The organism is Azoarcus taiwanensis (assembly GCF_012910885.1).
Taxonomy (GTDB): Bacteria; Pseudomonadota; Gammaproteobacteria; order Burkholderiales; family Rhodocyclaceae; genus Azoarcus_F; species Azoarcus_F taiwanensis.
Genome location: NZ_WTVM01000006.1, coordinates 1 through 26,095 on the forward strand (window position 1 = coordinate 1; position 26,095 = coordinate 26,095).

General features: G+C 64.2%; 22 protein-coding genes, 1 other RNA gene and 1 pseudogene. 5 read left to right on the forward strand and 19 right to left on the reverse strand.

Annotation, left to right across the window (positions count from 1 at the left end; genetic code table 11):
- The 5 genes and pseudogenes from GPA21_RS01730 to dnaX form a co-directional block, all read right to left on the reverse strand.
- A pseudogene (locus GPA21_RS01730) lies at positions 1 to 283 on the reverse strand (cytochrome b); the annotation flags it as partial.
- A 3-nt stretch (positions 284 to 286) separates the two neighbouring features.
- Complete coding sequence (gene petA / locus GPA21_RS01735; protein WP_168986492.1) at positions 287 to 877, reverse strand: ubiquinol-cytochrome c reductase iron-sulfur subunit; 591 nt, start codon at positions 875 to 877, stop codon at positions 287 to 289.
- Positions 878 to 1,062: 185 nt separating this feature from the next.
- Positions 1,063 to 1,656 carry a recombination mediator RecR gene (gene recR / locus GPA21_RS01740; protein ID WP_168986493.1) on the reverse strand — a complete coding sequence of 198 codons (594 nt, stop codon included), beginning with the start codon at positions 1,654 to 1,656 and terminating at the stop codon, positions 1,063 to 1,065.
- Between the two features lie 25 nt (positions 1,657 to 1,681).
- A complete protein-coding gene (locus tag GPA21_RS01745; protein ID WP_168986494.1) occupies positions 1,682 to 2,005 on the reverse strand; it encodes a YbaB/EbfC family nucleoid-associated protein in 324 nt (107 codons plus the stop codon).
- Positions 2,006 to 2,028: 23 nt separating this feature from the next.
- On the reverse strand, positions 2,029 to 3,945 hold the full coding sequence (dnaX, locus tag GPA21_RS01750; protein WP_168986495.1) for a DNA polymerase III subunit gamma/tau: 1,917 nt from the start codon (positions 3,943 to 3,945) through the stop codon (positions 2,029 to 2,031).
- 424 nt (positions 3,946 to 4,369) lie between these two features.
- Here dnaX and cfa point away from each other — a divergent pair, with 424 nt between their 5' ends.
- The 4 genes from cfa to GPA21_RS20800 all read left to right on the forward strand — a co-directional run bounded on the left by cfa (position 4,370) and on the right by GPA21_RS20800 (position 7,558).
- The gene (cfa, locus tag GPA21_RS01755) at positions 4,370 to 5,575 is read left to right on the forward strand and encodes a cyclopropane fatty acyl phospholipid synthase (protein WP_168986496.1); all 1,206 of its coding nucleotides are present in this window, start codon (positions 4,370 to 4,372) and stop codon (positions 5,573 to 5,575) included.
- A gap of 105 nt (positions 5,576 to 5,680) precedes the next feature.
- A complete protein-coding gene (locus tag GPA21_RS01760; protein ID WP_168986497.1) occupies positions 5,681 to 6,571 on the forward strand; it encodes a ZIP family metal transporter in 891 nt (296 codons plus the stop codon).
- A gap of 155 nt (positions 6,572 to 6,726) precedes the next feature.
- Positions 6,727 to 7,428, forward strand: coding sequence for a nitroreductase family protein (locus GPA21_RS01765; RefSeq protein ID WP_246261688.1), 702 nt, complete (start codon positions 6,727 to 6,729; stop codon positions 7,426 to 7,428).
- Entirely contained in the window at positions 7,412 to 7,558 is a 147-nt protein-coding gene (locus GPA21_RS20800) for a hypothetical protein (RefSeq protein WP_246261690.1), read from the forward strand. Before GPA21_RS01765 ends, GPA21_RS20800 begins: the two co-directional genes overlap by 17 nt.
- Positions 7,559 to 7,591: 33 nt before the next feature.
- Here the strand turns inward: GPA21_RS20800 and ffs are convergent.
- From ffs to GPA21_RS01825, 12 genes are all read right to left on the reverse strand, one after another.
- Positions 7,592 to 7,690, reverse strand: an RNA gene (gene ffs, locus GPA21_RS01770) — signal recognition particle sRNA small type.
- A 359-nt stretch (positions 7,691 to 8,049) separates the two neighbouring features.
- On the reverse strand, positions 8,050 to 9,738 hold the full coding sequence (locus tag GPA21_RS01775; protein WP_168986498.1) for an AMP-binding protein: 1,689 nt from the start codon (positions 9,736 to 9,738) through the stop codon (positions 8,050 to 8,052).
- Positions 9,739 to 9,891: 153 nt separating this feature from the next.
- On the reverse strand, positions 9,892 to 12,654 hold the full coding sequence (locus tag GPA21_RS01780; protein WP_246261692.1) for a nitrate reductase: 2,763 nt from the start codon (positions 12,652 to 12,654) through the stop codon (positions 9,892 to 9,894).
- Positions 12,651 to 12,911: a hypothetical protein gene (locus GPA21_RS01785; protein ID WP_168986499.1), complete on the reverse strand. Its 261-nt coding sequence runs from the start codon at positions 12,909 to 12,911 to the stop codon at positions 12,651 to 12,653. Before GPA21_RS01785 ends, GPA21_RS01780 begins: the two co-directional genes overlap by 4 nt.
- A 61-nt stretch (positions 12,912 to 12,972) precedes the next feature.
- Entirely contained in the window at positions 12,973 to 13,290 is a 318-nt protein-coding gene (gene nirD / locus GPA21_RS01790; protein ID WP_168986500.1) for a nitrite reductase small subunit NirD, read from the reverse strand.
- Positions 13,262 to 15,775, reverse strand: coding sequence for a nitrite reductase large subunit NirB (gene nirB / locus GPA21_RS01795; protein WP_168986501.1), 2,514 nt, complete (start codon positions 15,773 to 15,775; stop codon positions 13,262 to 13,264). The genes nirD and nirB overlap by 29 nt, the downstream gene beginning before the upstream one ends.
- A gap of 74 nt (positions 15,776 to 15,849) precedes the next feature.
- Entirely contained in the window at positions 15,850 to 16,710 is an 861-nt protein-coding gene (locus GPA21_RS01800; protein ID WP_339379896.1) for an ABC transporter ATP-binding protein, read from the reverse strand.
- A gap of 6 nt (positions 16,711 to 16,716) precedes the next feature.
- A complete protein-coding gene (gene ntrB / locus GPA21_RS01805) occupies positions 16,717 to 17,583 on the reverse strand; it encodes a nitrate ABC transporter permease (protein WP_168986503.1) in 867 nt (288 codons plus the stop codon).
- Positions 17,584 to 17,609: 26 nt separating this feature from the next.
- Positions 17,610 to 18,920 carry a CmpA/NrtA family ABC transporter substrate-binding protein gene (locus GPA21_RS01810; protein WP_168986504.1) on the reverse strand — a complete coding sequence of 437 codons (1,311 nt, stop codon included), beginning with the start codon at positions 18,918 to 18,920 and terminating at the stop codon, positions 17,610 to 17,612.
- Positions 18,921 to 19,217: 297 nt separating this feature from the next.
- On the reverse strand, positions 19,218 to 20,513 hold the full coding sequence (locus GPA21_RS01815) for a nitrate regulatory protein (protein WP_168986505.1): 1,296 nt from the start codon (positions 20,511 to 20,513) through the stop codon (positions 19,218 to 19,220).
- A 102-nt stretch (positions 20,514 to 20,615) separates the two neighbouring features.
- Positions 20,616 to 21,107, reverse strand: coding sequence for a phosphate-starvation-inducible PsiE family protein (locus tag GPA21_RS01820; protein WP_168986506.1), 492 nt, complete (start codon positions 21,105 to 21,107; stop codon positions 20,616 to 20,618).
- A 58-nt stretch (positions 21,108 to 21,165) separates the two neighbouring features.
- Positions 21,166 to 21,609, reverse strand: coding sequence for a TerB family tellurite resistance protein (locus GPA21_RS01825; RefSeq protein WP_168986507.1), 444 nt, complete (start codon positions 21,607 to 21,609; stop codon positions 21,166 to 21,168).
- 122 nt (positions 21,610 to 21,731) lie between these two features.
- On the opposite strand from GPA21_RS01825, the gene GPA21_RS01830 reads away from it, so the two are divergent.
- Positions 21,732 to 22,676 carry a LysR family transcriptional regulator gene (locus tag GPA21_RS01830; protein ID WP_168986508.1) on the forward strand — a complete coding sequence of 315 codons (945 nt, stop codon included), beginning with the start codon at positions 21,732 to 21,734 and terminating at the stop codon, positions 22,674 to 22,676.
- Positions 22,677 to 22,706: 30 nt separating this feature from the next.
- On the opposite strand, the gene rlmB is transcribed toward GPA21_RS01830, so the two are convergent.
- Positions 22,707 to 23,423 (reverse strand): 23S rRNA (guanosine(2251)-2'-O)-methyltransferase RlmB, encoded by a 717-nt coding sequence (gene rlmB, locus GPA21_RS01835; protein ID WP_339379897.1) that lies wholly within the window; start codon positions 23,421 to 23,423, stop codon positions 22,707 to 22,709.
- Between the two features lie 64 nt (positions 23,424 to 23,487).
- Positions 23,488 to 26,079: a ribonuclease R gene (gene rnr / locus GPA21_RS01840; protein ID WP_422614207.1), complete on the reverse strand. Its 2,592-nt coding sequence runs from the start codon at positions 26,077 to 26,079 to the stop codon at positions 23,488 to 23,490.
- Positions 26,080 to 26,095 lie beyond the last annotated feature (16 nt).

Sequence of the window (26,095 nt, forward strand, 5' to 3'; positions counted from 1 at the left end):
GGATCAACCAGCCACCCGGCACCTCGCGCATGATGTATTCGACGCTGGCGAAGGCGATCGGCACGCCGGACGCGTTGAGCGCAGCGTCAGGCTTGTAATGCATGACAAGGAAGATACCGGTGACGATCTGGATGACCAGCACGAGCAGCGCGAGCGATCCGAAGAAGTACCAGAAGTTGAAGTTCTTGGGCGCATAGTACTCGGACAGATGCGCCTTGTAGGTCGACGTCAGCGGGAAACGCTCGTCGATCCAGTTGAGCAGTGCCTGGGATTTTGTGGTCATAGCTTATGCCTCGTCTTCACCCACGACAATCGTGGCATCCGTAAGGTATTTGTGCGGCGGCACCACGAGGTTCGACGGCGCCGGCATGCTCCGGAAAACACGACCTGCGAGATCGAAGTACGAGCCATGACAGGGACAGAAGAAGCCACCTTGCCAGTCATCGCTGACCCCGCTTGCCGCGCCGGTACGAAAACGCTCGGACGGCGAGCAGCCCAGGTGGGTGCAGATGCCGACCGCGACGAGATACTCTGGCTTGATCGAACGGTGCTGGTTCTTGGCGTAGGCCGGCTGCTGCTCTCGCTCTGAGGTGGGATCAAGCACCTGGGATTCAGTGTGCTCGAGCGACGCCAGCATCTCCGGCGTCCGGCGCAGAATCCACACCGGCTTGCCGCGCCACTCCACCGTCATCATTTCACCCGGCGCGAGCTTGCTGATATCGGCCTCGACCGGCGCACCGGCGGCTTTCGCCCGATCCGACGGCGTAAGACTGGCTACGAACGGCACGGCCGTCGCGACGACACCCGCTCCACCCACTGCGCTGGTCGCGACCAGCAGCGTGCGGCGGCTACTGTCAATCTTTTGATCCACGCTCATGACCTCTTCCTGAAAGGAAACCAAATTTCGGTTCAAAAAACCGGCTCATTATAAGGGAAAGCCCGCAGCAACGAAAGCACTGACCGTGAAGATGCCGATGGATCAAGGCCTTAAGCAGGACTTGTGGACTTATACGAAGCAGCACCATCCCGCAATGCAGCAAATCGGGAGCGGACGGGCCAGGTTCAGAGCGTGCGACGCTCTACCAGGGCCTGGGCGATCGTACCGGAGTCCGTGTGCTCCAATTCCCCTCCCACCGGCACGCCACGCGACAGACGGCTGGCCCTGACACCGCGGGCCGCAAGCAGCTCGGACAGCATATGAGCAGTCGCCTCGCCCTCGTTGGTGAAGTTGGTTGCCAGAATGACCTCTTCCACAACTCCATCAGTCGCACGCGCCAGGAGCTTCTCCAGGCCGAGCTCACGCGGTCCGATGCCATCGAGGGGGGAGAGTCGCCCCATCAGGACGTAGTAGAGACCCTTATAGGCGAGCGTTTGCTCGATCATCGCTAGATCAGCGGGCATTTCGACCACACAAAGGAGTCGTGCGTCGCGCTGCGGGTTCGCACAGCGCTGGCAGATGCGCTCCTCGGTGAAGGTATTGCAGCGCTCGCAATGCTGCAGGGACGACAGCGCTCGCTCCAGGGATTCGGCCAGCCGGTGCGCGCCGCGCTGGTCTCGCTGGAGCAGGTAATACGCCATGCGCTGCGCAGATTTCGGCCCGACGCCCGGAAGGCAGCGCAGGGCGTCGATCAAGGCATCAAGCGAGGAAGGGGTCACGGTACGACCGGCAATCAGGCCCGCGTCAGAACGGCAGCTTCATGCCCGGCGGCAGATTGAGCCCTGCGGTAAAACCAGCCATCTTCTCCTGCGTCGTGGTCTCAACTCGACGCACGGCGTCATTGACCGCCGCTGCGAGCAAGTCCTCGAGCATTTCCTTGTCGTCCATCACCGAATCGTCGATCGTGACACGACGCACATCGTACTTGCAGGTCATCAACACCTTGACCATGCCGGCGCCCGACTGTCCCTCGACTTCGACCGAGGCGAGCTGGTCCTGCACCTTTTTCATGTTTTCCTGCATCTGCTGGGCCTGCTTCATCAGCCCGGCGATTCCACCTTTCATCATGACTGCTTTCTCCGTCTGGGATGTCAAAGAGGTTTGACCGATGCCTCGACTAGCGTGGCATCGAATCGTTCGATCAGTTCGCGCACGAAGGGGTCGGCCTCGAGCGCGGCCACCGCGTCGGCATGCCGCGCGAGACGCTCGGCCTCGTTGCGCTGGGCCGGAGTCTCACCGGCAATCTCGCCGAGCTGAATGCGCACTTTCAGCTGCCGCCCTACCCGCTCGGAGAGCAACTCACCGAGGCGTCCGGGCAAAGCGGTATTCAAATCGAGAAGATGGTGATGCGTGGTCGACAGGCGCAGATCGACCGCGGCGCCTTCCATACCCACCCACTCGCAGTGCTGCGCCAGCTCACGCAACATGCCGCCGAGTTCGAGCGTCTGACACACACCATGCCAGTCACCTGCCGCAAGCATTGCCTGAACGCCGTCACAAGCCGGCTGCTGGCCAAGCGGTTGTGGGGATGAGGCATCCACCGGCCGTGAGATCTCAGCGTGCGAGGCGATCTCGGTTTCAGCTCGGTCGGCGATGCCGGACAGCGACGCTTCATCAGCTCCCGCTGCCTCCTCGGGCAACGCCTCCCAGGGCGGCACATCGCCACGCGAGCGCAAACCGGGGGCACTCGTCTGCGCATTCGCTTCCACCGCCGGGACCGGTTCATTGTCCGCAGCCACCGCCCTCTCCGCGGGACTTGGGGTCGGTCCGGACTCGGCACGGGATGGCGAAGCATCGGGAACCGACATGCGGCCACCCGTCGCGGAAGCTGCTGACAACGGCGGCGACGCAAGCCTCGCAGCAGGGGCCTTCGCGCCGCTCTCGACCGCGGAACGCCCGCCCCCCGACTCCGCGCCAGCGGCCGGCGTCTCCGGCCGGAAGGCGTGCAGCCGCAGCAACACCATGGTGAAACCGGCATAGTCATCCGGCGCCAATGCAAGCTCGTCGCGACCATGAATGACGATCTGGTAGGCAAGCTGCAGGAACTCGGGCTCGAAGAACGCCGCATAAGAGGCGAGGGTCTCGCGCTCGGCGGGATCCGAGATTGCTTCCGGTGCGAACTGCATCAGCGAGAGGCGATGCAGCAAGGAGGCCAGGGTCTGCAGCGCGGCGTCGAAGGACAGGCTGCGGGCCTGCATGCCATCGGCGACCTCCAGCATGGCACGCACGTCACCCGCTGCGAGTGCTTCGAGCACCGCGTAAAGATGATCGTCGCCCACGGTGCCCAGCATGTTGGCGACCTGCTCGGCCTCGACCTTGCCCGCGCCGTGCGCAATCGCCTGATCAAGCAAGGAAAGCGCATCACGCATGGAACCGGAGGCAGCCTTTGCGATATGGCGCAAAGCCGGTGCATCGAATGGCACCGCTTCAGCCTCGAGCACACGCGACAGATGCTCGACGATGTGCCCTGGAGGCATCTGCTTGAGATTGAACTGCAGGCAACGTGACAGCACGGTGACCGGGATCTTCTGCGGGTCGGTCGTCGCGAGGATGAACTTCACATGCTCCGGCGGCTCCTCGAGCGTCTTGAGCATTGCATTGAACGCGTGACCGGTGAGCATGTGGACTTCGTCGATCATGTAGACCTTGTAGCGCCCCTGAACCGGTGCATACATCGCCTGATCGAGCAGCGCGGCCATGTCGTCGACACCACGATTCGAAGCGGCATCCATCTCGACGTAATCCGGGAAGCGGTCGGCATCGATGGCCAGACAGGCGGAGCACTGCCCGCAGGGCTCGGCGGTCACACCAGTTTCACAGTTGAGCGCCTTGGCCAGAATGCGGCTGATCGTCGTCTTGCCGACACCGCGGGTGCCGGTGAACAGCCATGCATGATGAAGGCGGCCGGTTTCCAGCGCATGCGTCAGCGCGCGCACCACGTGCTCCTGGCCGACAAGGCTGGCAAATGATCGGGGACGCCACTTTCGGGCAAGAACCTGATAGCTCATGGGAGCGGATTCTATCAGTCCGAAGGCCTGAGCATCGTGCGACGCGTTCACCGTTTGCGAATCCGCTTTCGGTCACCCATCAAAGCGCACTATCGAAGCGATCATTCAGCACAATTTGCCCTGCATGATTCTACCGCCTAGCATCAGAACATGGCTGGCGTACAGGCGCCGGCTTCCTGCACCGGAGGTCCTACATGGCGCTTCCCGACAACATCCTCGATACCCTCTTTGCGGTACTGGCGGCCTACGCATGCGCGCACTGATCGCGCCGAGCCAGGCCAGTCGCACGCGTCGCTCACCCCGGAACGGCGTGGGCATCGTCCTTGGCACCATACTCTCCCTTTACTAGACTGATTTTGCGCGCCGGTCGACCCGAGCGCCTCTCCTGCGGAGTCTTTTGACGCGCAATCGGAACGAGGGCGGAATGGAAAAAGCGCCTGACACGATCACACGGACCAACGAATCCGACCCTCCTGCGCCTAGCGGCTCATACAACTGCAAGACCAGCGATCAGGCACAGCGGGCGTTCGCCAAGCTGCTTGGTCAGGCTGACATTGCGATCAATGGTGACCGCCCTTGGGACATGCGCATCCATCACCTGGAGACCGCGAGTCGCGTGCTCGCCAAGGGCAGCCTCGGCATGGGAGAGAGCTACATGGACGGCTGGTGGGACAGTGATCAGCTGGATGAGCTCATCTGCCGCATGCTTCGGCACGAGCTGGATCGCAAGGTGCGCAGCACCGAGCTCATCATGCAGAGTCTTCGCGCCCGTCTGTTCAACCTGCAGAACCTGCGTCGTGCCTGGCAGGTTGGGCAAGCCCACTATGACCTCGGCAACGACTTCTTCGAGGCCATGCTGGGTGAAACCATGGCCTACACCTGCGCCTACTGGGCCGGCATCGAGAATAGCGGTGACCTGGATGCCGCCCAACACGCCAAGCTCGACCTCATCTGTCGCAAGCTCGGGCTCCAGCCGGGCATGAAGCTACTCGACATCGGCTGCGGCTGGGGCAGTCTGATGCGGCATGCGGCCACCCACTATGGTGTCGAATGCGTCGGCGTGACGATCTCACGCGAACAGGCTGATTACGGCCGCGAGCGATGCACCGGCCTGCCGGTCGAGTTCGAACTGAAGGATTACCGCGATATCGCAGGTCGTTTCGACCGGGTCGCCTCCATTGGCATGTTCGAACATGTGGGCCACAAGAATCATCGCGATTTCTTCGAACTCGCCCGCCGTGTCCTGCCCGAGGAAGGTCTCTTTCTACTCCACACCATCGGCAAGAACCTGCGGCGCGACCCCACCGACCCGTGGATCGACCGATACATCTTCCCTAATGGCGACCTGCCATCTCTGGGGCAGATCGCCGATGCCTCGGAAGACCTCTTCGTGACCGAAGACGTACACAACTTCGGCGCCGACTACGACCGCACCCTGATGGCCTGGCACGCCCGCTTCGAAGCCGCCTGGTCACAGTTTTCGGACCGCTACGGCGAGCGCTTTCGCCGCATGTGGCGCTACTACCTTCTCGCCTGTGCAGGCACCTTCAGGGCACGCACTACACAGTTATGGCAGTTGGTCATGTCGCCGCGAGGGGTATCAGCCGGATATCGGCGTGTGGGCCAGTAGTATTTAGTCACGCTCTATCGTACGATTCGTTTCATTCAATTGGCACTATCGCCACGGATTCCCCATACTTGAATCAGAAGTCGTGATTCACAAGGAGGATCCGTCATGGTAGCCAGACTCGCCAAGCTGCACTTCCAGTCCGCCGGACTCGGCGCGCTGATGCGCGCAATTGCCGGCTGGTCGATCGCCGTCGGCGGCCTGCTTGTGCTCGCGGCCCAGCTCGCCGGTGGCCTGCCAGCCTTGGATGGCGCTTTGCGCGACGCCGCACTCGGCGGTCTGATGGCCGCCTCGGCCACCGCGCTCGGCGCCGCCCCGGTGTTGTTCATGCGTCGCATTGGCGCTGGCACCCAGGGCCTGCTGCTCGGCTTCGGTGCCGGGGTCATGCTCGCCGCGAGCGTATTCTCTCTGTTGCTCCCCGGCTTCGATGCCGCGATCGCGCGCGGTGCGACCGAAACCGGCGCGACTCTGGTCGTGGCGAGCGGTCTCGCGATCGGTGCCGCATTGCTACTCGCGCTCGACCGTGCACTGCCCCACACACACGCGCCGGGTCAATCGCGCAGCGTCACTGCGGTCTGGCTCTTCGTGTTCGCAATCGCGGTGCACAACATACCCGAAGGGCTCGCGATCGGCGTCGCCGCCGGAGATGCCGGCAGCGGAAATGCGGTGGCGACCGGCATCTCGCTGCAAAACGTGCCGGAAGGGCTCATCGTCGCAATCGCGCTGGCAAGCGCAGGCTACGGCAGGGTGTTCTCCTTCGCGATCGCCGCGCTGTCCGGGCTGGTCGAGCCGCTCGCCGCGATCATGGGGTCGCTCATGGTCACCGCCTCGGCAGCACTCTTGCCATGGGGCCTGGCAGCGGCTGCCGGCGCGATGCTCTTCGTGGTGAGCCACGAGATCATCCCGGAGTCGCATCGCCGCGGTCACGAAACCCTGGCCACCGCGGGGCTGATGACCGGCTTCGTGATCATGATGATGCTCGATACGATGCTCGGCTGAGCTGAACATGTTGACGATGACTCTAGAGCGGCCCACCGGGCCGCTCTTCCCATTGGTGCAATCGCTGCACTCAAGCCCGACTAACGATCAAGTGTCGTATCCTCGGGTATAAGTACACACCACCTCCTCGAATAACGACAGAGACAGATACATCAATGACGACAAGCGAACAGCAGAAACTCGACCTCCGTTACGGCCCCGGCAGGCTGCCGGCACCCGAAACCTGGTCGCCGGTGATCGACCACTTGCTTGACCACCGCTCGGTGCGCCGTTACCGCCCGGATCCAGTCAGCGACGACCAGCTCACCGCCATCATCGCGGCAGCGCAGTCGGCGGCGACCTCATCCAACCTCCATGCCTGGAGCGTCGTCGCGGTGCGGGACCCAGCGACTCGTGCAGCGTTGTCCGAATGCGCTGGCAACCAGGCACATGTCCGCGACGCCCCGCTGCAACTCGTCTGGCTCGCGGACCTCGCCCGCCTGGAACATGTCGCCCGCCTGGCCGAACGCCCGTGTGCCGCGCTGGATTACATGGAGATGTTCGTCATCGCGGTGGTCGACGCCGCCCTCGCAGCCCAGAATGCAATCGCGGCGGCGCAGTCGCTAGGCCTGTCCGGCTGCTACATCGGGGGCATGCGCAACCAACCGGAGAAAGTCGCCGAGCTGCTCGGACTGCCACCCAAGGTGTTCGCTGTGTTCGGCATGACGATAGGCATCGAGGATGACAGCGCCGGTGCTGCGGCCATCAAGCCACGCCTGCCGCAATCCGCGGTTTTGCATCATGATGCGCTATCAGCCGCTGAAGAACCTGGACGCGGCCGTCGACGACTACAACCGCACGATGGGCGACTTCTATGAATCGCAGCACATGGATGTCCATGGCACCTGGGCGGTGCATTCATCCAAGCGTATCTCCGAGGCGAAATCGCTCACTGGCCGCGACCGTCTGGTCGAGGCGCTGCACAATCTCGGGTTCAAGCTGAAGTAAGTCGGCAACCGGATGGCGCCGGGGAGAAGAAAGGGTGGCGAGCCTGACCCCCGGCACTTGCAGGATACGGCTGTGGCTGCTGCCTTCCGGCCCTGACCAGGTTCACCGCGCTGCAATGCGGGGAGACCCGCCACGGGGCGAATTCTAACAGCTTGTGGGCGGGAAGGTTGACGTCCTGTCCATTGTTGTCGCACCAAGGCTTCCGCCACTTGTGCGAGCAGAGTGAGCCGCGAACCTTTGCGGCATCTCGATCACAGGCGCCAACCCCAAGCGCCGGGGTTCGCCGCTCACGCGGCTCCTACAGGCAATGGTGGCGCCGGATGACGACGACACCACCGCCTGTGGGAGCGGCGTAAGCCGCGAATGCGGCGGTGGCTTTGTGGGGAGCCCGGTGCCAAATACGCCGCCCTGTTTGCGGCTCACGCCGCTCCTGCAGACGGTGGCGAGCGCCCTTCCCGAGGCTCCACGGTCGATGCTCGCCCCATGCCAACTCAGCCCTTGAGCTCAGGAAAGTCCTCTTCGAAGTATTCCATCTTGCCGCGGCTGTCCTGAGCGCGATCCTGTTCGGCCTTGCGAAGCTCGACCCGGCGAATCTTGCCTGAGATGGTCTTGGGCAGGTCGGAGAATTCCAGCCGCCGGATGCGCTTGAAGGGCGCCAGCCGTTCGCGGGTGAAGGCAAGGATGTCTTTTGCGAGCTCACGGCTTGGCTCATGGCCGCCGGCTAGAATCACGAAGGCCTTGGGCACCGCGAGGCGCACCGGATCAGGACTGGGCACCACCGCCGCCTCGGCCACTGCGGGGTGCTCGATCAGCACGCTCTCGAGCTCGAACGGACTGATGCGATAGTCCGAGGCCTTGAAGACATCGTCGGCACGGCCGACATAGGTGATGTAACCCTCGTCATCGATGCTCGCGACGTCGCCTGTACGATAGTGACCGTCACGCATGACCTCGGCGGTCTTCTCCGGGTTACCGGCATAGCCGGTCATCAGGCCAAGCGGTCGAGCCTCCAGCACCAGCGAAATCTCGCCTTCGGTCGCCGGTTTGCCGTCCGGGTCGAGCAAGGCGATGCGGTAGCCCGGAAGTGGCCGGCCCATCGAACCGGGCTTGAGCTTCTGACCCGGTGTGTTGCCAATTTGCGCGGTGGTTTCGGTCTGGCCGTAGCCATCGCGCAGCGTGATACCCCAAGCCTTGCGAACCTGCTCGATGATCTCCGGGTTCAGCGGCTCACCCGCGCCGATGAGTTCGCGCAGACAGGTCTTCACCGAGGCCAGATCCTGCTGGATCAGCATCCGCCAAACGGTGGGCGGCGCGCACAAGGTGCTGATTTCGTACTTCACCAGCACATCGAGCAAGGCCTTGGCGTCGAAGCGGCTGTAGTTGTAAAGGAATACGCAGGCGCCTGCGTTCCAGGGCGCGAACAGACAACTCCAGGCATGCTTGGCCCAACCTGGCGAGCTGATGTTCATGTGGCGGTCGCCTGGTTGCAGGCCTATCCAGTACATCGTCGACAAATGTCCGACCGGATACGACTGGTGGGTGTGCTCGACGAGCTTGGGTTTGGACGTGGTGCCGGAGGTGAAATACAACAACAGGGGATCGGTCGCCCGGGTGGCACCATTGGGCGTAAACTCGGCCGATGCAGTCGAGGCCTCTGCGAAGTCGTGCCAGCCGTCGACCGGCGCTCCAACCGCAACCCGTGTGTAGTCTCCAGGCAGGTTCGTGAACTTGGCAGTGTGCGCGCTGCCGGCGACGACATGGCGCACCTGACCGCGCTCGAGTCGATCCGCCAGGTCGGCCTCGCTGAGCAAGGTGGTCGCCGGTATGACGACCGCACCAAGCTTCATGGCCGCGAGCATGGTCTCCCACAGGGGCACCTCATTGCCGAGCATCACCAGGATACGGTCGCCCCGGGTGACACCCAGCGTCCGCAGCCAGTTGGCCACCCGGTTGGAGCGTTCGGACATCTCGGCGAAGGAGAGCCTGGCCTCGCTGCCATCCTCTTCGACGATCCACAGGGCCGGACTATCGTTGCGCCGGGCGAGGGCGTCGAAATAATCGAGTGCCCAGTTGAACTCCCCCAACTCGGGCCACTTGAAGCCGGCGTAGGCGGTGTCGTAGTCGTGACGGTGTGCCAGCAGAAAATCGCGGGCGGCGATGAACGCGTCGATCGCGGGCATGACATCTCCTTCGGTATTGGTCGGATCGGCGACTTGTGTCGCTCTGGGTCCAGGACATGCATCGGACTGGATAAGGGTGCGCATCCCGGTCCGGCCCATTTTGACCCGCCGAAGGCGAGCGGCGCAAGCCACGCGGCCTACACCGGCTGCTTCTCAGACGGTTGCCGTCTCGCGACCGCCCCTCGCCACCCGGGCCCGCAGCTCGGGCAGACATGAGCCGCACACCGTTCCACAACCGAGTCGCTGCTGCAGCATGGGCAGGTCGGCGCCACCAGCCACAAGCGCATCGATCTCGGACTCGCCGACGTTTCTGCACGAGCAGATCGTCCGCCCGGACAACACCAAGGTCTCTCCGCCCGGCGGCTGTGCAAGCGGAGCCAATAGCCACGACCTCAGAGGGCCGACCGGCGCCCCCTCGACGATCAGGCCCCGCAGCCACGGCAGGGCTGCCGTCTCGCCGAGCAGACGGACCCCAACGAGGCATTCGCCCACAAGTGTCGCACGCTTGCTGACGCCACGACCGACGTCGTCCAGGCCGAGGACGTCCTCGGCCACCAGTTCAATCGCCTCGTCGATCTCGCTCACACGCTCCGGGGCCAGCGGCTTCTCACACGCAACCCGCAACATCAGCACCGGATGCGTGTGGCCCGAGAGCGACAGCGCGGCATATTCGATCCCCTGCAGCACCGGCCGCAGAGACCGGATACGTTCGGCCAGGGCACGTTCGTCCGATGCGGCAACCACCCATGCGCCATGCCACGCCAGCGTGCCGGCCGGCCGCACCGACACCGCCGCCGCCTTCAGTGCCGGCTGGTGCGACACCGGATCAGTAAGCGATGCACACAGGCGGTTCGCCGCGCCACCGGGGAGCCAGGTCTCACCCCAATGCATCGGAATCCACACCTGACCGGGCGCGAGGGCATCGTCCTCGGTCAGTGGCAGGACGATACGCCCACGTGGGTTCTCGACACGTACCAGTTGGCCGGCGTGCAAACCCCGTCGCACGATGTCGACCGGGCTCATCGCCACCGCGGCCTCGGGCGTGTGCCCCCACAGGCGAGCAAGCTTTCCGGTGCGACTCATGCCGTGCCACTGGTCGCGCAGCCGACCGGTGATCAGGATCAGTGGCTGGCGCGCGCCCTGCGCCTCCGGCAGCAGCGCATGCCGGCTCGGGTGCCCAACCGCCGCGAAGCGGGCTCGGCCGCTCGGGGTCGGAAACGCGTGGTCGGCATAGAGGCGTTCGACCCCACACCGCGCGCCGGAGCGGAAGGGCCACTGCTGCGGCCCGTTGCGTTCGAGCACCGCATGCGAAAGGCCGCTCATGTCGCAGTCGCGCCCGGCGGTCAGCGCCACGTGCTCGGCGAAGATCTCGGCGGTAGAAGCGAACCCGAAGCCACCGATATCGCGTTCGAGACGCCTCCCCAGGCGGCGAGCGAAATCCGTGGCAATCCGCCAATCGGCGCGGGCCTCGCCAGGCGGCGACACCGCTGCCTGCACACGACTCACTCTTCGTTCCGAGTTCGTCACGGTGCCTTCCTTCTCGCCCCAGCTAGCTGCCGGCAGCAGCAGATCGGCAAAGTCGGCGGTCTCGGTATCCTGGTAGGCCTCCTGCAACACCACGAACTCCGCGGCGCGCAGGGCCTCGCGCACCCGCGTCTGGTCTGGCAGCGAATGGGCCGGATTCGTGCACGCGATCCAGATCGCCTTCAACCGCCCCTCGCGCAAGGCCTCGAACATCTGCACCGCGGGTAGACCGGGCGTGTCCGGCAGCGCAGGCACACCCCAGGTTCGGGCGACTTCGTCGCGGTCGGCCGGATCTGCAGGATCGCGATGCCCGGGCAACAAGCTCGCCATGGCGCCGGTTTCGCGCCCTCCCATGGCGTTGGGCTGACCAGTAAGCGAGAGCGGCCCGGCACCCGGCCGGCCGATCTGGCCAGTCGCAAGATGCAGGTGAATCAGCGCGGCATTGGAGGCAGTGCCATGGTGGGACTGGTTCAGTCCCTGGCACCACATCGACAGCGCCGCACGAGCGCGGCCGAAGCTTCTCGCGGCGCGCACGATCTTCTCCGCCGCGACGCCGCAGACCTGGGCGACGTTGCCCGGAGAGCACTCGGCCAGGCTTGCGCGCAAAGCGTCGAAGCCCTCGGTGTGCTCGCGAATGAAGTCGCGGTCGACCAGATCCTCCCAAAGCATCACATGCAGCATTGCGTTGAACAACAGGACATCCGAACCCGGTGCGATCTGCAGGTGCTGATCGGCGAAGCTTGCAGTCTCCGTACGCCTCGGATCGACGACCGTGATTGTGAGCTCCGGATTGCGTTCGCGCGCGGCCTCGATGCGCCGGAAGACGATGGGATGTGCCCAGGCCGGGTTGGCACCGGCGATCAGCAGATGATCGGCTTCGTCGATGTCGGCGTAGCAGGCCGGCACACTGTCCGCGCCCAGCGTCGCCTTGTAGCCTGCCACCGCGCTTGACATGCAGAGGCGAGAGTTGGAATCGATGTTGTTGGTGCCGACCAGTGCACGCGCGAGCTTGTTGAAGACGTAGTAATCCTCGGTGAGCAACTGCCCTGATACGTAGAAGGCGACCGCATCCGGTCCGTGGCGCTCGATGATGTCGGCGAAGCGCTCGGCTGCGGTGTCGAGCGCTTGCTCCCAGGAGGTCGGGCTCAGTTCATGCTCGCGCCGTTCCCGTATCATAGGGCGCAACACCCGCCCCCCTTCATGCGCGCTCAGGTGCAGCGTCGCACCCTTGGTGCACAAGCGCCCGTGGTTTGCCGGGTGGTCCGGGTCGCCCCGCACCCCGAGGATGCGACCGCCAGCGTGTTGCACCAGCACGCCACAACCGGTGCCGCAGTAGCAGCACATGCTGCGAGTCTCGCCCAGGTCACGGAAAGCGTCGTCGCGCATGTTCATGAAGCCTCCTCTATCTGAGCCGGGTCGATCGCGGCGTCGGCATGATCACCCTCACCACCCTCTTCACCCGTCTTCGCCTGCAGATTTCGTGCGGCCTCACCCAGCTGTCTCGCCACGCTAGCGCCCGCCGCCGCGATGCGCCGCGCGGCATCCTCGACGGCCTCACGGCCATCCCGGGCCGGACTGTCGTCTGCCGAGCGCCCTGCATCACCGAAGGGCTCGGCCGGCGCACAGGCACCCAGCGATACGATCAACACCAGACCCGCGACGCTGCACCGGCACGCGCGAGGATGTCCGCCACGTCGCATCGTCGCGCCCTCACAACTCCAGCCACACCTCGCCCGAGGCGAGCCGTGTCGGGTAATGGCGGGCGCAACCCTCGTCCGGTGCGCAGGCCTCACCACTGGCCAGGCCGATGTTCCAGCCGTGCAAGGGGCAGGTCACCCGGGCGTTCTCACCGCTGCCGCTGACGATGCCCTGGGACAGCGGGCCGCCCAGGTGCGGGCAGGCGTCGCGCAGCGCGAACACGGTGTCACCCTCGGCACGAAACACCGCAATGCGCTCGCCACGGTGTTCTACGACGCGCGCACCGAGCAACGGAATCTCCTCAAGCGGACACACTTTCTGCCATGCCATGGCTGCTCTCCCCTGAAAGGTCGTGAATCTGGATGGTCTTGTAGTGACGGGCGAGCGGCTGGACCTGCTGTTCCGCCCACGGATCCGGCGCGTCCTTGAGCGCGTAGAGCAGGCGCTCGTGCAGTTCGCGGCGACTGTCGGCGTCCTCTACGACGAGGCGCTTTACGTAGTCGAGCCCAACCCGTTCGACGTAATGGCAGGTGCGCTCGAGATAGAAGCCCTCCTCGCGGTAGAGCTGGAGGAAGGCGCCGGTCATCTCCTTGACGTCCTCCTCGGTCGCGACCTTGCACAGGAACTGCGCCACCTCGGTCTTGATGCCACCATTGCCGGCGACATAGATCTCGAAGCCGGAATCGACGCCGATGACGCCCACGTCCTTGATGCCGGACTCCGCGCAGTTGCGTGGACAACCGGACACCGCGAGCTTGACCTTGTGTGGCGACCACATGCCGAACAGCATCTTCTCGAGATTCACACCGGTGCGCATCGAGTGCTGGGTGCCGAAACGGCAGTGCTCCGCGCCGACGCAGGTCTTTACGGTGCGCAGGCTCTTGCCGTAGGCATGGCCGGACACCATGCCCGCCTTGCCGAGATCGGCCCAGATCGCCGGCAGGTCGTCCTTCTTCACGCCGAGCAGGTCGATTCGCTGCCCGCCGGTGACCTTGACCGTCGGCACCTGATACTTCTCGGCCGCGTCGGCGATCGCCCGCAGCTCGGCCGGGGTCGTCAGCCCGCCCCACATGCGCGGCACCACCGAGTAGGTGCCATCCTTCTGGATATTGGCGTGGGCCCGCTCGTTGATGAAGCGGCTCTGCGGGTCATCCTCGGCCTCGTGCGGCCAGGTGGATACCAGATAGTAATTGAGCGCCGGCCGGCAGGTCGCGCAGCCGTTCGGCGTCTTCCAGTCGAGCGCCTTCATCACCGCCGGAATCGACAGCAGCTTGTGCTCGCGAATCGCGGCGCGCACCTCGGCATGAGTGTGATCGGTGCAGCCGCAGACCGGCTTGGCGTGCTTGTCCACCGCCTGATAGGCGCCGCCTACGGTCGAGGCGAGAATCTGCTCGACCAGCCCGGTGCAGGAGCCGCAGGAACTGGACGCCTTGGTGTGCTTGCGCACCTCATCCAGCGAGAACAATCCCTTTTCCTTGATCGCCTTGACGATAGTGCCCTTGCACACGCCGTTGCAGCCGCAGACTTCAGCACTGTCGGGCAGCAGCGCCGCCTGGTTCTGCCCCTGATGGCCGGCATCACCGAGTTGCGACTGGGCGAAACTCTGGCCAAACATCAGCTGGTCGCGCATCGCTGCGATGTTGCGACCCTCGCGCACGAGCTGGAAGTACCAGCTGCCGTCGCTGGTGTCGCCCACCATCACCGCACCGATCAGGCGGTCGTCCTTGAGCACCAGCTTCTTGTAGCGCCCGCCGGCGCGGTCGTGCAGCACGATGTTATCGCAGTCTTCCGCGCCCATGAAGTCGCCGGCCGAGAACACGTCGACACCGGTGACCTTGAGCTTGGTCGAAGTCACCGAGCCCTCGTAGCGGCCGATACCGAATCCGGCCAGGTGATTGGCGCAAACCCGGGCCTGGTCGAACAGCGGTGCGACCAGGCCGTAAGCCACGCCGCGATGACTGACACACTCGCCGACCGCATAGATGCGCGGATCGGTCACGGTCTGCATGGTGTCGGTGACCACGATGCCGCGATCGCAGTGCAGCCTCGCGGACTCGGCCAGCGCGGTGTTCGGCCGAATGCCGGCGGACATCACCACGAGGTCGGCCGCGATCGTCTCACCGCCGGCCAGTCTCACCGCCGCCACACGACCGGCCGGATCATCCGCCGCCGGCAGCAAGGCCTCGGTCTGCGCGCCGAGCCGGAAGCGCATGCCCTTGGCCTCGAGCGAGGCCTGCAGCATCTCGGCTGCCGGCCTGTCGAGCTGGCGCTCCATGATCCACTCCCCGAGATGGACGACGGTGACCTCCATGCCGCGCAGGATCAGGCCGTTGGCGGCCTCCAGCCCAAGCAGGCCGCCGCCGATGACCACCGCATGACGGTAGTTGCAGGCGGCCTCGATCATGGTCTCGGTGTCGGCGATGTCGCGGTAGGCGATCACCCCTTCGAGTTCGCGCCCGGGTACCGGCGGAATGAAGGGATTCGACCCTGTCGCCAGTAGCAGCCGGTCATAGCCCTCCTCGGTGCCATCTTCGGAGCGCACCACGCGACGCACGCGATCGACCTCCACCACCTTGCGCCCGGCATGCAGGGTGATGCCGTTGGCGGAATACCAGTCGAGGTCGTTGAGCATGATGTCGGCCAGCGTCATCTCGCCGGCAAGCACCGGGGACAGCAGGATCCGGTTGTAGTTGCCGTGCGGTTCGGCGCCGAACACCGTGATGTCGAACACATCCGGTGCGTGCTTGAGGATTTCCTCGATGGTCTTCATGCCGGCCATGCCGTTGCCTACCATCACCAGTCTTTGCTTTCGCATTGTCCTTGTCTCCTTCGGGCCACGCTGGGCGTGACGGGGCGTCTGCGTTCTCGTCGGGCAGGAGGCGGCGCTCCTCAGGCACGCACCGCGGCCTTCTCCGCGTCGCCACTGCGCGCGCGAGCGCGCCGGCTGCCGATATCCTCGACCTTGCGTTGCTTCTCATAGAGGAAGCTCAGCACTTCGTGGCGGTAGTGGTTGTAGCGGGCGTCGTCTGCCAACGCGATGCGGTCGCGCGGACGCGGCAACTCGACGTCCATGATCTGACCGATGGTCGCCGACGGGCCGTTGGTCATCATCACGATGCGATCCGACAGCAACACTGCCTCGTCCACGTCGTGGGTAATCATCATCACCGTGTTGTGCAGTTCAGCCTGGATGCGCATGACCTCATCCTGGAGATGAGCCCGGGTGAGCGCGTCGAGCGCACCGAAGGGCTCGTCGAGCAGCAACACCTTGGGCTCCATCGCGAGGGCCCGGGCGATGCCCACGCGCTGCTTCATGCCGCCGGAGATTTCCGACGGAAGACGCTCCAGCGCATGGCCCATGTTCACCATTTCCAGATTGTGCAGAATCCACTCGCGCCGTTCCGCGGCGGACTTGGTGCGACGGAAGGTCTTCTCCACCGCGATCTCGACGTTCTGATACACCGTCAGCCAAGGCAGCAGCGAGTGGTTCTGGAACACCAGCGCGCGATCCGGCCCTGGTGCGTTTACCTCCTTGCCATCGACGATGACCCCGCCAGCGCTCGCCTTGAGCAGACCGGCCACGATGTTCAGCACCGTCGACTTGCCGCAGCCCGAGTGGCCGATCAGCGAGATGAACTCGCCACGCATCACATCGAGATTGATGTCGCGCAGCACCGGGTTGGTGACCCCGTTGCGGGTGAAGTCCATGTCGACCCGCGAAATGTTCAGGTATGCCTTGCTCATGATGATTCTCCTTCAGCCTGCCGCGGTGCCGCGGGTGACACGGTTGCCGACCCAAGCGACCATGCGGTCGAGCAGGAAGCCGACGATGCCGACGTAGATGAGGGCGAGGATGATGTCGCTGATCAGCGACGAGTTCCATGCGTCCCAGATGAAGAAGCCGATGCCGACGCCGCCGATGAGCATCTCGGCCGCGACGATGGCCAGCCAGGACAGCCCGACGCCGATGCGTAGCCCCGAGAAGATATAGGGGGCGGCCGCCGGCAGCATGATCTTCCAGAAGTATTCGAAGCCGTTGAGCCGGATCACGCGGGCGACGTTGCGGTAGTCCTCCGGGATGTTGCGGATGCCGACCGAGGTGTTGATGATGATCGGCCAGATCGCGGTGATGAAGATCACGAAGATCGCCGACGGGTTGCTGTCCTGGAAGCCCGCGAGCGAGATCGGCAGCCAGGCGAGCGGCGGAACGGTGCGCAGCACCTGGAACAGCGGGTCCAGTCCGCGCAGCGCCCAGGTCGATTGACCGACCAGCACCCCTAGGCCCACTCCGACGACCACCGCCAGCGAGTAGCCGTAGGCCACACGCTCCAGGCTGGCGAGAATCTGCCAGGCCATGCCGACGTCGTTGCCGCCATTGTCGTAGAAGGGGTCGGTGATCAGTTCCCAGGTCTCACGGACCATCTGCGAAGCACTGGGCAAGGCGGCGCCGGGCCGCGAGCACAACACCTCCCACAGCATGACGAGCGCCCCGAGAATGATCAGCGGCGGCAGCACCCGCGACAACAGCACCGCCTTCAGCGGTTCTAGCCGGGCGAGCAGGCTCACGCCCTTGTCTTCTGTGCCCGGTAATCGGGTCCGGTCGAATGTTTGAGTCGGATTCATATTGCTCTCCTGTCAGCTGACGGCGGTCAGGCGCCGCGCAAGGTCTTGATCTCGAGGCTGTCGAGATAGGCCTTGGGGTTGTCGGGGTCGAAGACCTTGCCGTCGAAGAAGGTCTCGAGGCCACGGGACATCCCCTCGGGGATGTCCGCTGCCGCCACGCCGAGCGCCTGGGCTGCTTCGCGCCAGAGATCCTCGCGATTGACCTTGTCCACCCAGCCGGAGATGTCGAAGTCGGTCGGCAGGTAACCCCAGCGGATGTTCTCGGTGATGAACCACTTGTCGTGGCTCTTGAAGGGGTAGGAGGCCTGATCCTTCCAGTAACGCATCTGGTAGGGGCTGTTCTCGACGACCCGGCCTGTGCCGTAGTCGAAATCACCGCGCATACGATCGACGATGTCCTCGAAGGGGGCATTGATCCAGCGGCGGCGCGAACAGATGCGCGCGACCTCCTCGCGGTTGGCGGGGTCCTCGCAGAACATCTGGGCTTCCATGACCGCCATCAGCAGAGCCTGGGTCGAATTGGGATTGGCCTCGACGTAATCGGCACGCATCGCGAAAGCCTTTTCCGGGTGGTTGTGCCACAACTCGCTGGTGGTGTTCGCGGTGTAGCCGATGACCTGGTTGATCAACTGATGGTTCCACGGCTCGCACACACAGAAGGTGTCCATGCTGCCCACCCGCATGTTGGCGACCATCTGCGCCGGCGGCACGACGATGGTCGAGATGTCGCGTGTGGGGTCGATGCCGCCCGCAGCCAGCCAGTAGCGGATCCACATGTCGTGGGTGCCGCCTGGGAATGTCATTGCCGCATTGACAGGCCGGCCGGAGGCCGCCTTGGCCGCGAGTGCATCCTTGAAAACCGAGGTGTCGAGCCCGACCTTGATGTCCTTGTATTCGTTACCCACCGATATGCACTGGCCGCCGAGGTTCAGGCGCGCGAGGATGTACATCGGCGTCGGCACGTTGTTGGCTGTCATCGCACCGGTGCTGATCAGGTATGGCATCGGCGTCAGGATGTGGGCGCCGTCGATGCCGTTGCGCGCCGAACCCAGCACCAGGTTGTCGCGGGTGGTGCCCCAGGAGGACTGCTTGAGAACCTCGACATTGGTCATGCCGTGCTTCTTGAAAAAGCCCTTCTCGTCGGCGACGAAGAGCGGCGCCGCGTCGGTCAAGGCGATGAAACCGAGTTTGGCCGCGCGGGTTTCCAGCGCGCCGTTATTCGACGCGAAGATATGGCCTGACCAAAGGCCGCCCATCATGGCGGCGCTGCCGAGTGCGGCGGTCTGTTTGATAAAGCCCCGGCGGGACAGATTCGACTGGTTCTTGCGGTCGTTCATGGTCAACTCCTTGAACTGGCTGCTGCGAAAGCAAAAAACGGCGCCCACTTCCGCCGGGCGCGATGGGTCGCACCGTTGGGAAATGGACGCCGTTGTCCGTGCCGTCAGTCTTCGACCGCCGTTGGCCGGGCACTGACTGCCTGGTTCTCTCTAAGCAGGTGTCGTGCCAGTTTATGCAAAACCCTGAAAACCCGTGTTCTGCGAGGGGTTGAGCTGCAGGTGGGAGAGGCGGCCGACTCTCGAACTACGCCCTATTGCGGTGCACAATCGAAATCCATGCACTCGATGAGGGCACCGTCAGCGGCTTGAGCGCATTCGATCGGGCGCGACCGGCTCACCGAGCAATGGGCCAAGCGCCAACACCGTTTGAGCCACATCCACCAGCTTGCGACCCTGGTCCATCGCGGTCTGGCGCATCAGCCGGTAGGCCTGTTCCTCGGTGAGGGCGCGGCGCGCCATCAGCAGGCCTTTGCCGCGCTCGATGAGCTTTCGCTCCTCGAGCGCCGTGCGCGCGGCATTCAGTTCATCACCCATTTGCTGAATGCGCTGAGCTTGCGCAAGTACCAGATCAAGAATCGAACGACCCAGCCCGGTCGGCAGATCACCACCGTCCAAAACCGTGTCGGCTGCACGCAGGGGCGGCGGGGTGGCCGGCAACAACGCAGCCGACGATCCGTCCGGCGTATCGAGACCGCCCAGAGCGTCGAGCATGTTGCGATGGCACTTCAGGTCAGCCTCGGCGTCTGCAATTCGACGGGCGCAAAGTCCCGCCAGACGCTGGGTGAGCACCACCTCGATGCCCCGCATCGCATCGATTCGCATGGTAGCGAGCGAGAACCACAACTCGCTGGTGGTCGAGTCGGTGGCGCCGCTGCGCGCAGCGGCACGCAGCCGTTTAAAGGGAGCCTCGTCTCGAGGATCGAGGAGTTGCTGCCAGCGCAGCACCATGTCTGCGTCGACGAACTCGACGAAAATCTCGAAACAACGGTCCTGCGACTCGATCAGGTGTTCCAACCTTTGCTTTCGCGCATCATCGAAGCCCCCCAGTGCGAAGCCAGCCACCCCCGCGGCACGCTCTTGGCCCGCAAGCTCCTTGCCTTGCATGAAGTTGAACAGGGCCACCAGGGCACGCGACACCTCGGGATCTGCCGCCGCGTCCGCAGTCTCGAACACTACCGCGAGCAGGCCCGACACCAGGCGACCGAGCGAAGCGGCTAGCTCATCAGGCGACAGCGCGTACTCATCGACGCGTTTGCGCAGGGTAGGCAAGGAGTCGAGCGCGTGCAGCACGAACGCGATCCGGCTGAACAGTCTGACACTCCCCGCGCTCCGGGCAGCATCGGTGTCCAGTCGCGCCAGCGCCGCCCGCAGTGCGGTTTCGCACGGCGCCACATCCGCGCGAAAGCCCCCGAGCTCGGTCACAAAACGTTCGCCCTTTGAAGCCAGAAACATGTTCGAGGCCCCACGCTCACGCTGTAGTGCATGCACCAACGCCGAGACCGTGGCCACGAGTTCGCAACTCAAGGACAGTTGCTCGAGCAAACGCATCTCCGCATGCTTGGCCGCCAGCAGAAATTCGCGCACCCCGTCCATAACCGAACCTCCCCTCTCGCTTGATGCGAGCCGTAATGGCTCGCCCGGACAGCTCGGGCGCAGCAAGTTTCGCGCCATCGCCGTCGGGCGACGCCACCCCGGTCAGGTGCGAGCGCGATTGGAAACCAGCCAGTACGTCACGCCAAGAGCGAGGACCACGAGACCGATGCCGTAAAGGTACTCGGCGTCGATCACGCTGAGATCCAGCACGATGACCTTTCGGGCGATCGCCATCAACGCGGTGGCGACCACCAATTTGACGTGAATGACGTCGTCTCGAAGATAGAGCGCGATGTTCGCGAAGATCTCGATCGCGATCAGCACCGCAAGAAAAGCGGCGAACACGACGAAGATATCGTTGAACTCGAGCAACAGAATCGGCGGCGTCGAGAGCTTCTCGTACATCACCAGCACCACATCGGCGATGCACCAGAGAATCACCAGCACCATCAGCCCCGCGAGCAGGCGGATGCTGTGGCGAATCACTCGGTTCATGCCGCCAATGAGGGGGTCGTGGTGTTCGGGGTCGAGATGGTTGTCTCCGGGGCCGTGAACGTCGGCATGCTTGGCGGTGGAGTCGGTCGGTATCGGCATCATCACTCCAGAATCGGGCTCCGAAGTGGCGGACGTCACCGTCCGCCAGAGAGGTCGATCAAACGGGCAGCCTCGGCTGCGCATCAAATCGTGGACGCAGCCGAATCGGCCAGCGTCCTGCGCGACCCCATTTCTGGCGCGCGCGCGAGATCAAACGACTTTCCCCTTCGCTGACTTCCCCATCGACGGTGGCCAGCTGGAGAAGCAACGCGAACAGTTTCTGCTGCTGATCGACGTCATCGACCTCGTCGAGCAACGCGTCAATCAGTTCCGGTGCAAACTCGCCACGCAAGCCCTCGAACCAGGCCACACTCTGCTGCAAGTCCTCGCAGAAGGTCTGCATCACTTCATCGAACACCGCCTGATCGATACCGAAGCGGCTGAGCGCCCGACGTCGTGTCAGGTGCTCAAGCTCGGACCTGTCCGGCACGCCGTCGGCAAGCAGCGCCATGGAAATGATTCGCGCGACAGCTTTTGCGTTGTCGTTCTCGTATGACCTCATTGTCTGACCTCCTGTGCGTTGTTGTGGTGGGTACTCTCTTCCTCAGGCTCCTGCGCCGCACTTGCGTTCCCTCGACAGGATCGTTTTTAATCTCTCGATTGATCGAATTTTTCGAGTATCAGATGGCGCGAACGCTAAACTACAAACACCTGCGCTATTTCTGGATGGTGGCGAAATGCGGGAGCATCGCCCGCGCGGCAGAGAGGTTGCACCTGACGCCGCATGCAGTCGGCGGGCAGCTGACTCAGTTCGAACAGGGGCTGGGCGTTGCCTTGTTCGCTCGCAGCGGCCGCCTACGCAGACTCACCGAGGCCGGACAACGACTCCTTGACTACGCCGACCGAATCTTCGCGCTGGGTGACGAAGCGTTGGCTTCAATGGACGAGAGCGGTCGAAACCTGCGACCCAGAATGCGCATCGGCATTGCCGACTCCCTGCCCAAAAGCATCGCGTCCAGCCTGTTGCGTCCGATCCTGCGGCTCGATACGCCGATGCGTCTGATCTGCATCGAGGGGCGGCTACCCCATCTCGTCGGCGAACTGGCGATGCACCGCCTGGACGCGGTGCTCGCCGATCGTGTCGCGCCAAGCGGATTGAGCGTGCGGGCTTTCAGTCACCTGCTGGGGCGCAGTTCGCTGACCTTGTTCGGTGCCCCCGAACTGCTCGAACGCCTCAGCAACGACTTTCCCGCCATGCTCGACGGCGCCCCGTTTCTCATGCCGGGAGAGGATGTCGCGTTTCGCCCCGCACTGGTGCAGTGGTTCGCGGACGCGGACATCGAACCCAGCGTGGTTGCCGAATTCGATGATCTCGCATTACTCAAGGCATTTGGCCAGTCGGGCGATGGGCTCTTCGTTGCACAAACTGCAATTGCCCAGTTCATAGTGAGTCAGTACCGGGTTCACCGAGTTGCAGAAATCGAAGCCGTAAAGGAAGAGGTCTATCTGATCAGCACCGAACGGCTGCTGACCCACCCCGGCCTGCGGGAGATGAGCCGGGTCGCACGGGAGGGATTGTTCGCCGCACCACCCGACGGGCCCACTGGCACGGCGGAGCAGCCTGAATAACGCCGCCTTCCGCCGGAACGGTGCGCGACATCAACCTCGCTGGCGGCGAGCCTCAAACAGACAGATGCCGCTCGCGACCGACACGTTCAGACTCTCGACACTGCCAAGCATCGGAATCTTCGCCAACTCATCGCAGGTCTCGCGGGTCAGACGACGCAGGCCATCGCCCTCGGCGCCCAAAACCCAGGCGACCGGACCCTTCTGATCGATCTCGTAGAGCGACTTGTCCGCCTCGCCAGCGGCGCCGACGACCCAAATGCCCGCCTCCTGCATCTCGCGCAGTGAACGAGCGAGGTTGGTCACCGTAATGTAGGGCACTGTGTCCGCCGCCCCGCTGGCGACCTTGATCGCGGTGGCGTTGAGACCAACCGCTCGGTCCTTGGGTGCGATCACCGCATGCGCGCCGGCGGCATCGGCCACTCGCAGGCAGGCCCCCAGGTTGTGGGGATCCTGAACACCGTCGAGCACGAGCAGCAACGCATTCTCCTCCAGCCCCTCGAGTACGTCGGCGAGCTTGAGCTCGCGCTGTCGGGCGTCTATGCGCGCGACAACCCCTTGATGACGCCGAGTGCCGACCATGCGGTCGAGGCGCTCACCATCGGACTGCACCAGGCGTACCCCCTCGGACTCCGCAAGCCGCGCTACATCGCGGGCACGGACATCCTGGCGCTGCGACGAAAGATAGACCTCGAACACGCCCTCCGGATCGCGGCGCATCTTGCCCAGCACGGCATGAAAGCCGTAGATGAGCCGGCTGCCGGCACCCTGCCCCTCTTCACCTGGGTTGCCGCCGGTACGCGGCGGATTCCGCTTAGCCACGACGCTTTCCTTTGGTGGCTTTGGCCTTCGTCTTCGGCTTCTCGCCACTGCCAGCCTTTGCCGGCTTCGACGGCTTTGACGGGGTCTTGTGCTTGCTGCCGACGATCGGCGCTTTGGCCTTGTCTGTCTTCGCCGCTGGTCGCTTGGCCTTTACGGGTGCGGCTTGCTTCTCAGCCGCAGCCGCCTTGCCTTGTTTGCTGGCACCACGGCCGCCGGTTGTCTCTGCACTTCGGCGGGAGGCCGGCTTGCCGGTCGGCGGCGAGCCGCGACGGGATTGCCCTTCGGCAGGTGATTTGCGTCGCCGCTCGCCCCGCTCGGGAGTGGATCGTCCGCTACCTGCTGCAGGATCGGCATCGGGCGTAGCGTTGCCGAGCGCCTTTGGCAAGGACTCGATAAGGCGGAAGTCGATCTTCGTCGTCGCCAGATCCACTCTCACCACCTGCACCCGCACCCGGTCCGACAGTCGGTAGCGCACACCGGTCCGCTCGCCGGCAAGTTCATGCCGCATCTCGTCAAAACGGAAATAATCCGTGCCCAGATCGGAGATGTGGACCAGACCTTCGATGAAGATGTCGTCCAGCGCGACGAAGAGGCCAAACGGCACCACCGCAGACACGCTGCCGGAGAACTCCTCTCCGACCTTGTCCTGCATGAAGTAGCACTTGAGCCAATTGACCACATCACGGGTCGCCTCGTCGGCACGACGCTCGGTCTGCGAGCAGTGCAGGCCGATGGCATCCCAGTCGCCTGCGTTCACGTGCCCCCCGGTGAGCGCCGCCTTGATCGCGCGGTGGACCATCAGATCGGGATAGCGCCGGATCGGCGAGGTGAAGTGGGTGTAGGCCTCGTAAGCCAGACCGAAGTGACCGACGTTGTCGGGGCTGTAGACCGCCTGGCGCAGCGAGCGCAGCATCACGGTCTGCAGCAACTGAGCATCCGGCCGTTCGCGCACCTGATCGAGCAGCTTGCCGTAGTCCTTGGCGCTTGGGTCGTCACCGCCGGCAAGACCGAAGCCGAACTCCTTCAGGAACTCGCGCAGCTTCACGAGCTTTTCCGGCGTCGGCCCCTCGTGCACACGATACAGCGCGGGCTGTTCGCGCGCCTGCAGAAACTCGGAGGCACAGACATTGGCCGCGAGCATGCACTCTTCGATCAGTCGATGGGCGTCGTTGCGCACCTCGGGCACAATGCGCTCGATCTTGCCATTGTCGTCGAAGATCATGCGGGTTTCGGTGGTCTCGAAATCGATTGCACCCCGCTTGGCCCGCGCCTTGAGCAGCACGCGGAACAGACGGTCGAGGTTCTCGAGGTGAGGCAGCAGTTCGCCGATCGCCTCACGCTGCACCTCGTCCTTGTCGTAAAGCGCGGCTGCAACCTGGGTGTAGGTCAGCCGGGCGTGCGAGAACATCACCGCAGGATAGAAGCGGTAGGCCTTGATCTCGCCAGTGGTCGAGATGCTCATGTCACACACCATGCACAGGCGCTCTTCCTCGGGCACGAGCGAGCACAAGCCGTTGCTCAGTTTCTCAGGCAACATCGGAATGACACGGCGCGGGAAGTACACTGAATTGCCCCGGTCCTGGGCGTCGACGTCGAGGGGCGAACCCGGCTCCACGTAATGGGAGACGTCGGCGATCGCCACCAGCAAGCGATAGCCACGACCCTGACGCTCGCAGTACACTGCGTCGTCAAAATCCTTGGCGGTTTCGCCGTCAATCGTCACCAGCGGCAGATCCGTGATGTCCTCGCGGCCGGCGTAATCCTTCTTCCTCACCTTCGCCGGGAGCTTGCGCGCCTGGCCGCGACTCTCGACGGAAAACTCGAACGGCAATTGGTGCTTTCGCAGCGCAATCTCGATCTCCATGCCGGAGTCGGCATAGTTTCCGAGTACTTCGACGATCCGACCGATCGGCTGCGCGAACTTGTTCGGTTGCTCGACCAGCTCGACGGTCACCACCTGGCCTTCAGTCGCGCGCTTGCCCCCGGGCGCAATCAGGATGTCCTGCGCAATCCTGCGGTCCTCGGGCACTACCAGCAGGACGCCGTGCTCATTGAGGACCCGGCCGACAACCCTGGTGTTGGCACGCTCGAGTACTTCGACGATCTTGCCTTCGGGACGCCCGCGGCGATCCACCCCCGCGATACGCACCAGAACCCTATCGCCGTGAAGGACTTCGCGCATTTCCTTCGGCCCGAGGAAAACATCGGGCTGGCCGTCGTCGCGCACCAGAAAGCCGAAGCCATCGGCATGACCCGCCACCCGGCCGCGGATCAGGTCGGCCTTGTCCGGCAGGATGAAGGCACCACGCCGGTTACGCACCACCTGACCATCGCGCTCCATCGCCCGCAGGCGACGCTCGAACATGTCCACCTCGTGCTCGGCGACATCGAGCAGCGCGCACAGGCGATCCAGGCGCAGGGGTACGCCCTGTTCGGTCAGTACCTGAGTCACGTATTCGCGGCTGGGCAGGGGTTGTTCGTATTGCGCACTCTCGCGCTGGAAGAAGGGGTCCGCACGGCGGACCTCGCTGACCCGCTCACGGGGCTTTGCCCGGGGGTTCTTTACGGTTTTTTCTCTTTTCATTGACATTCGGTATGGG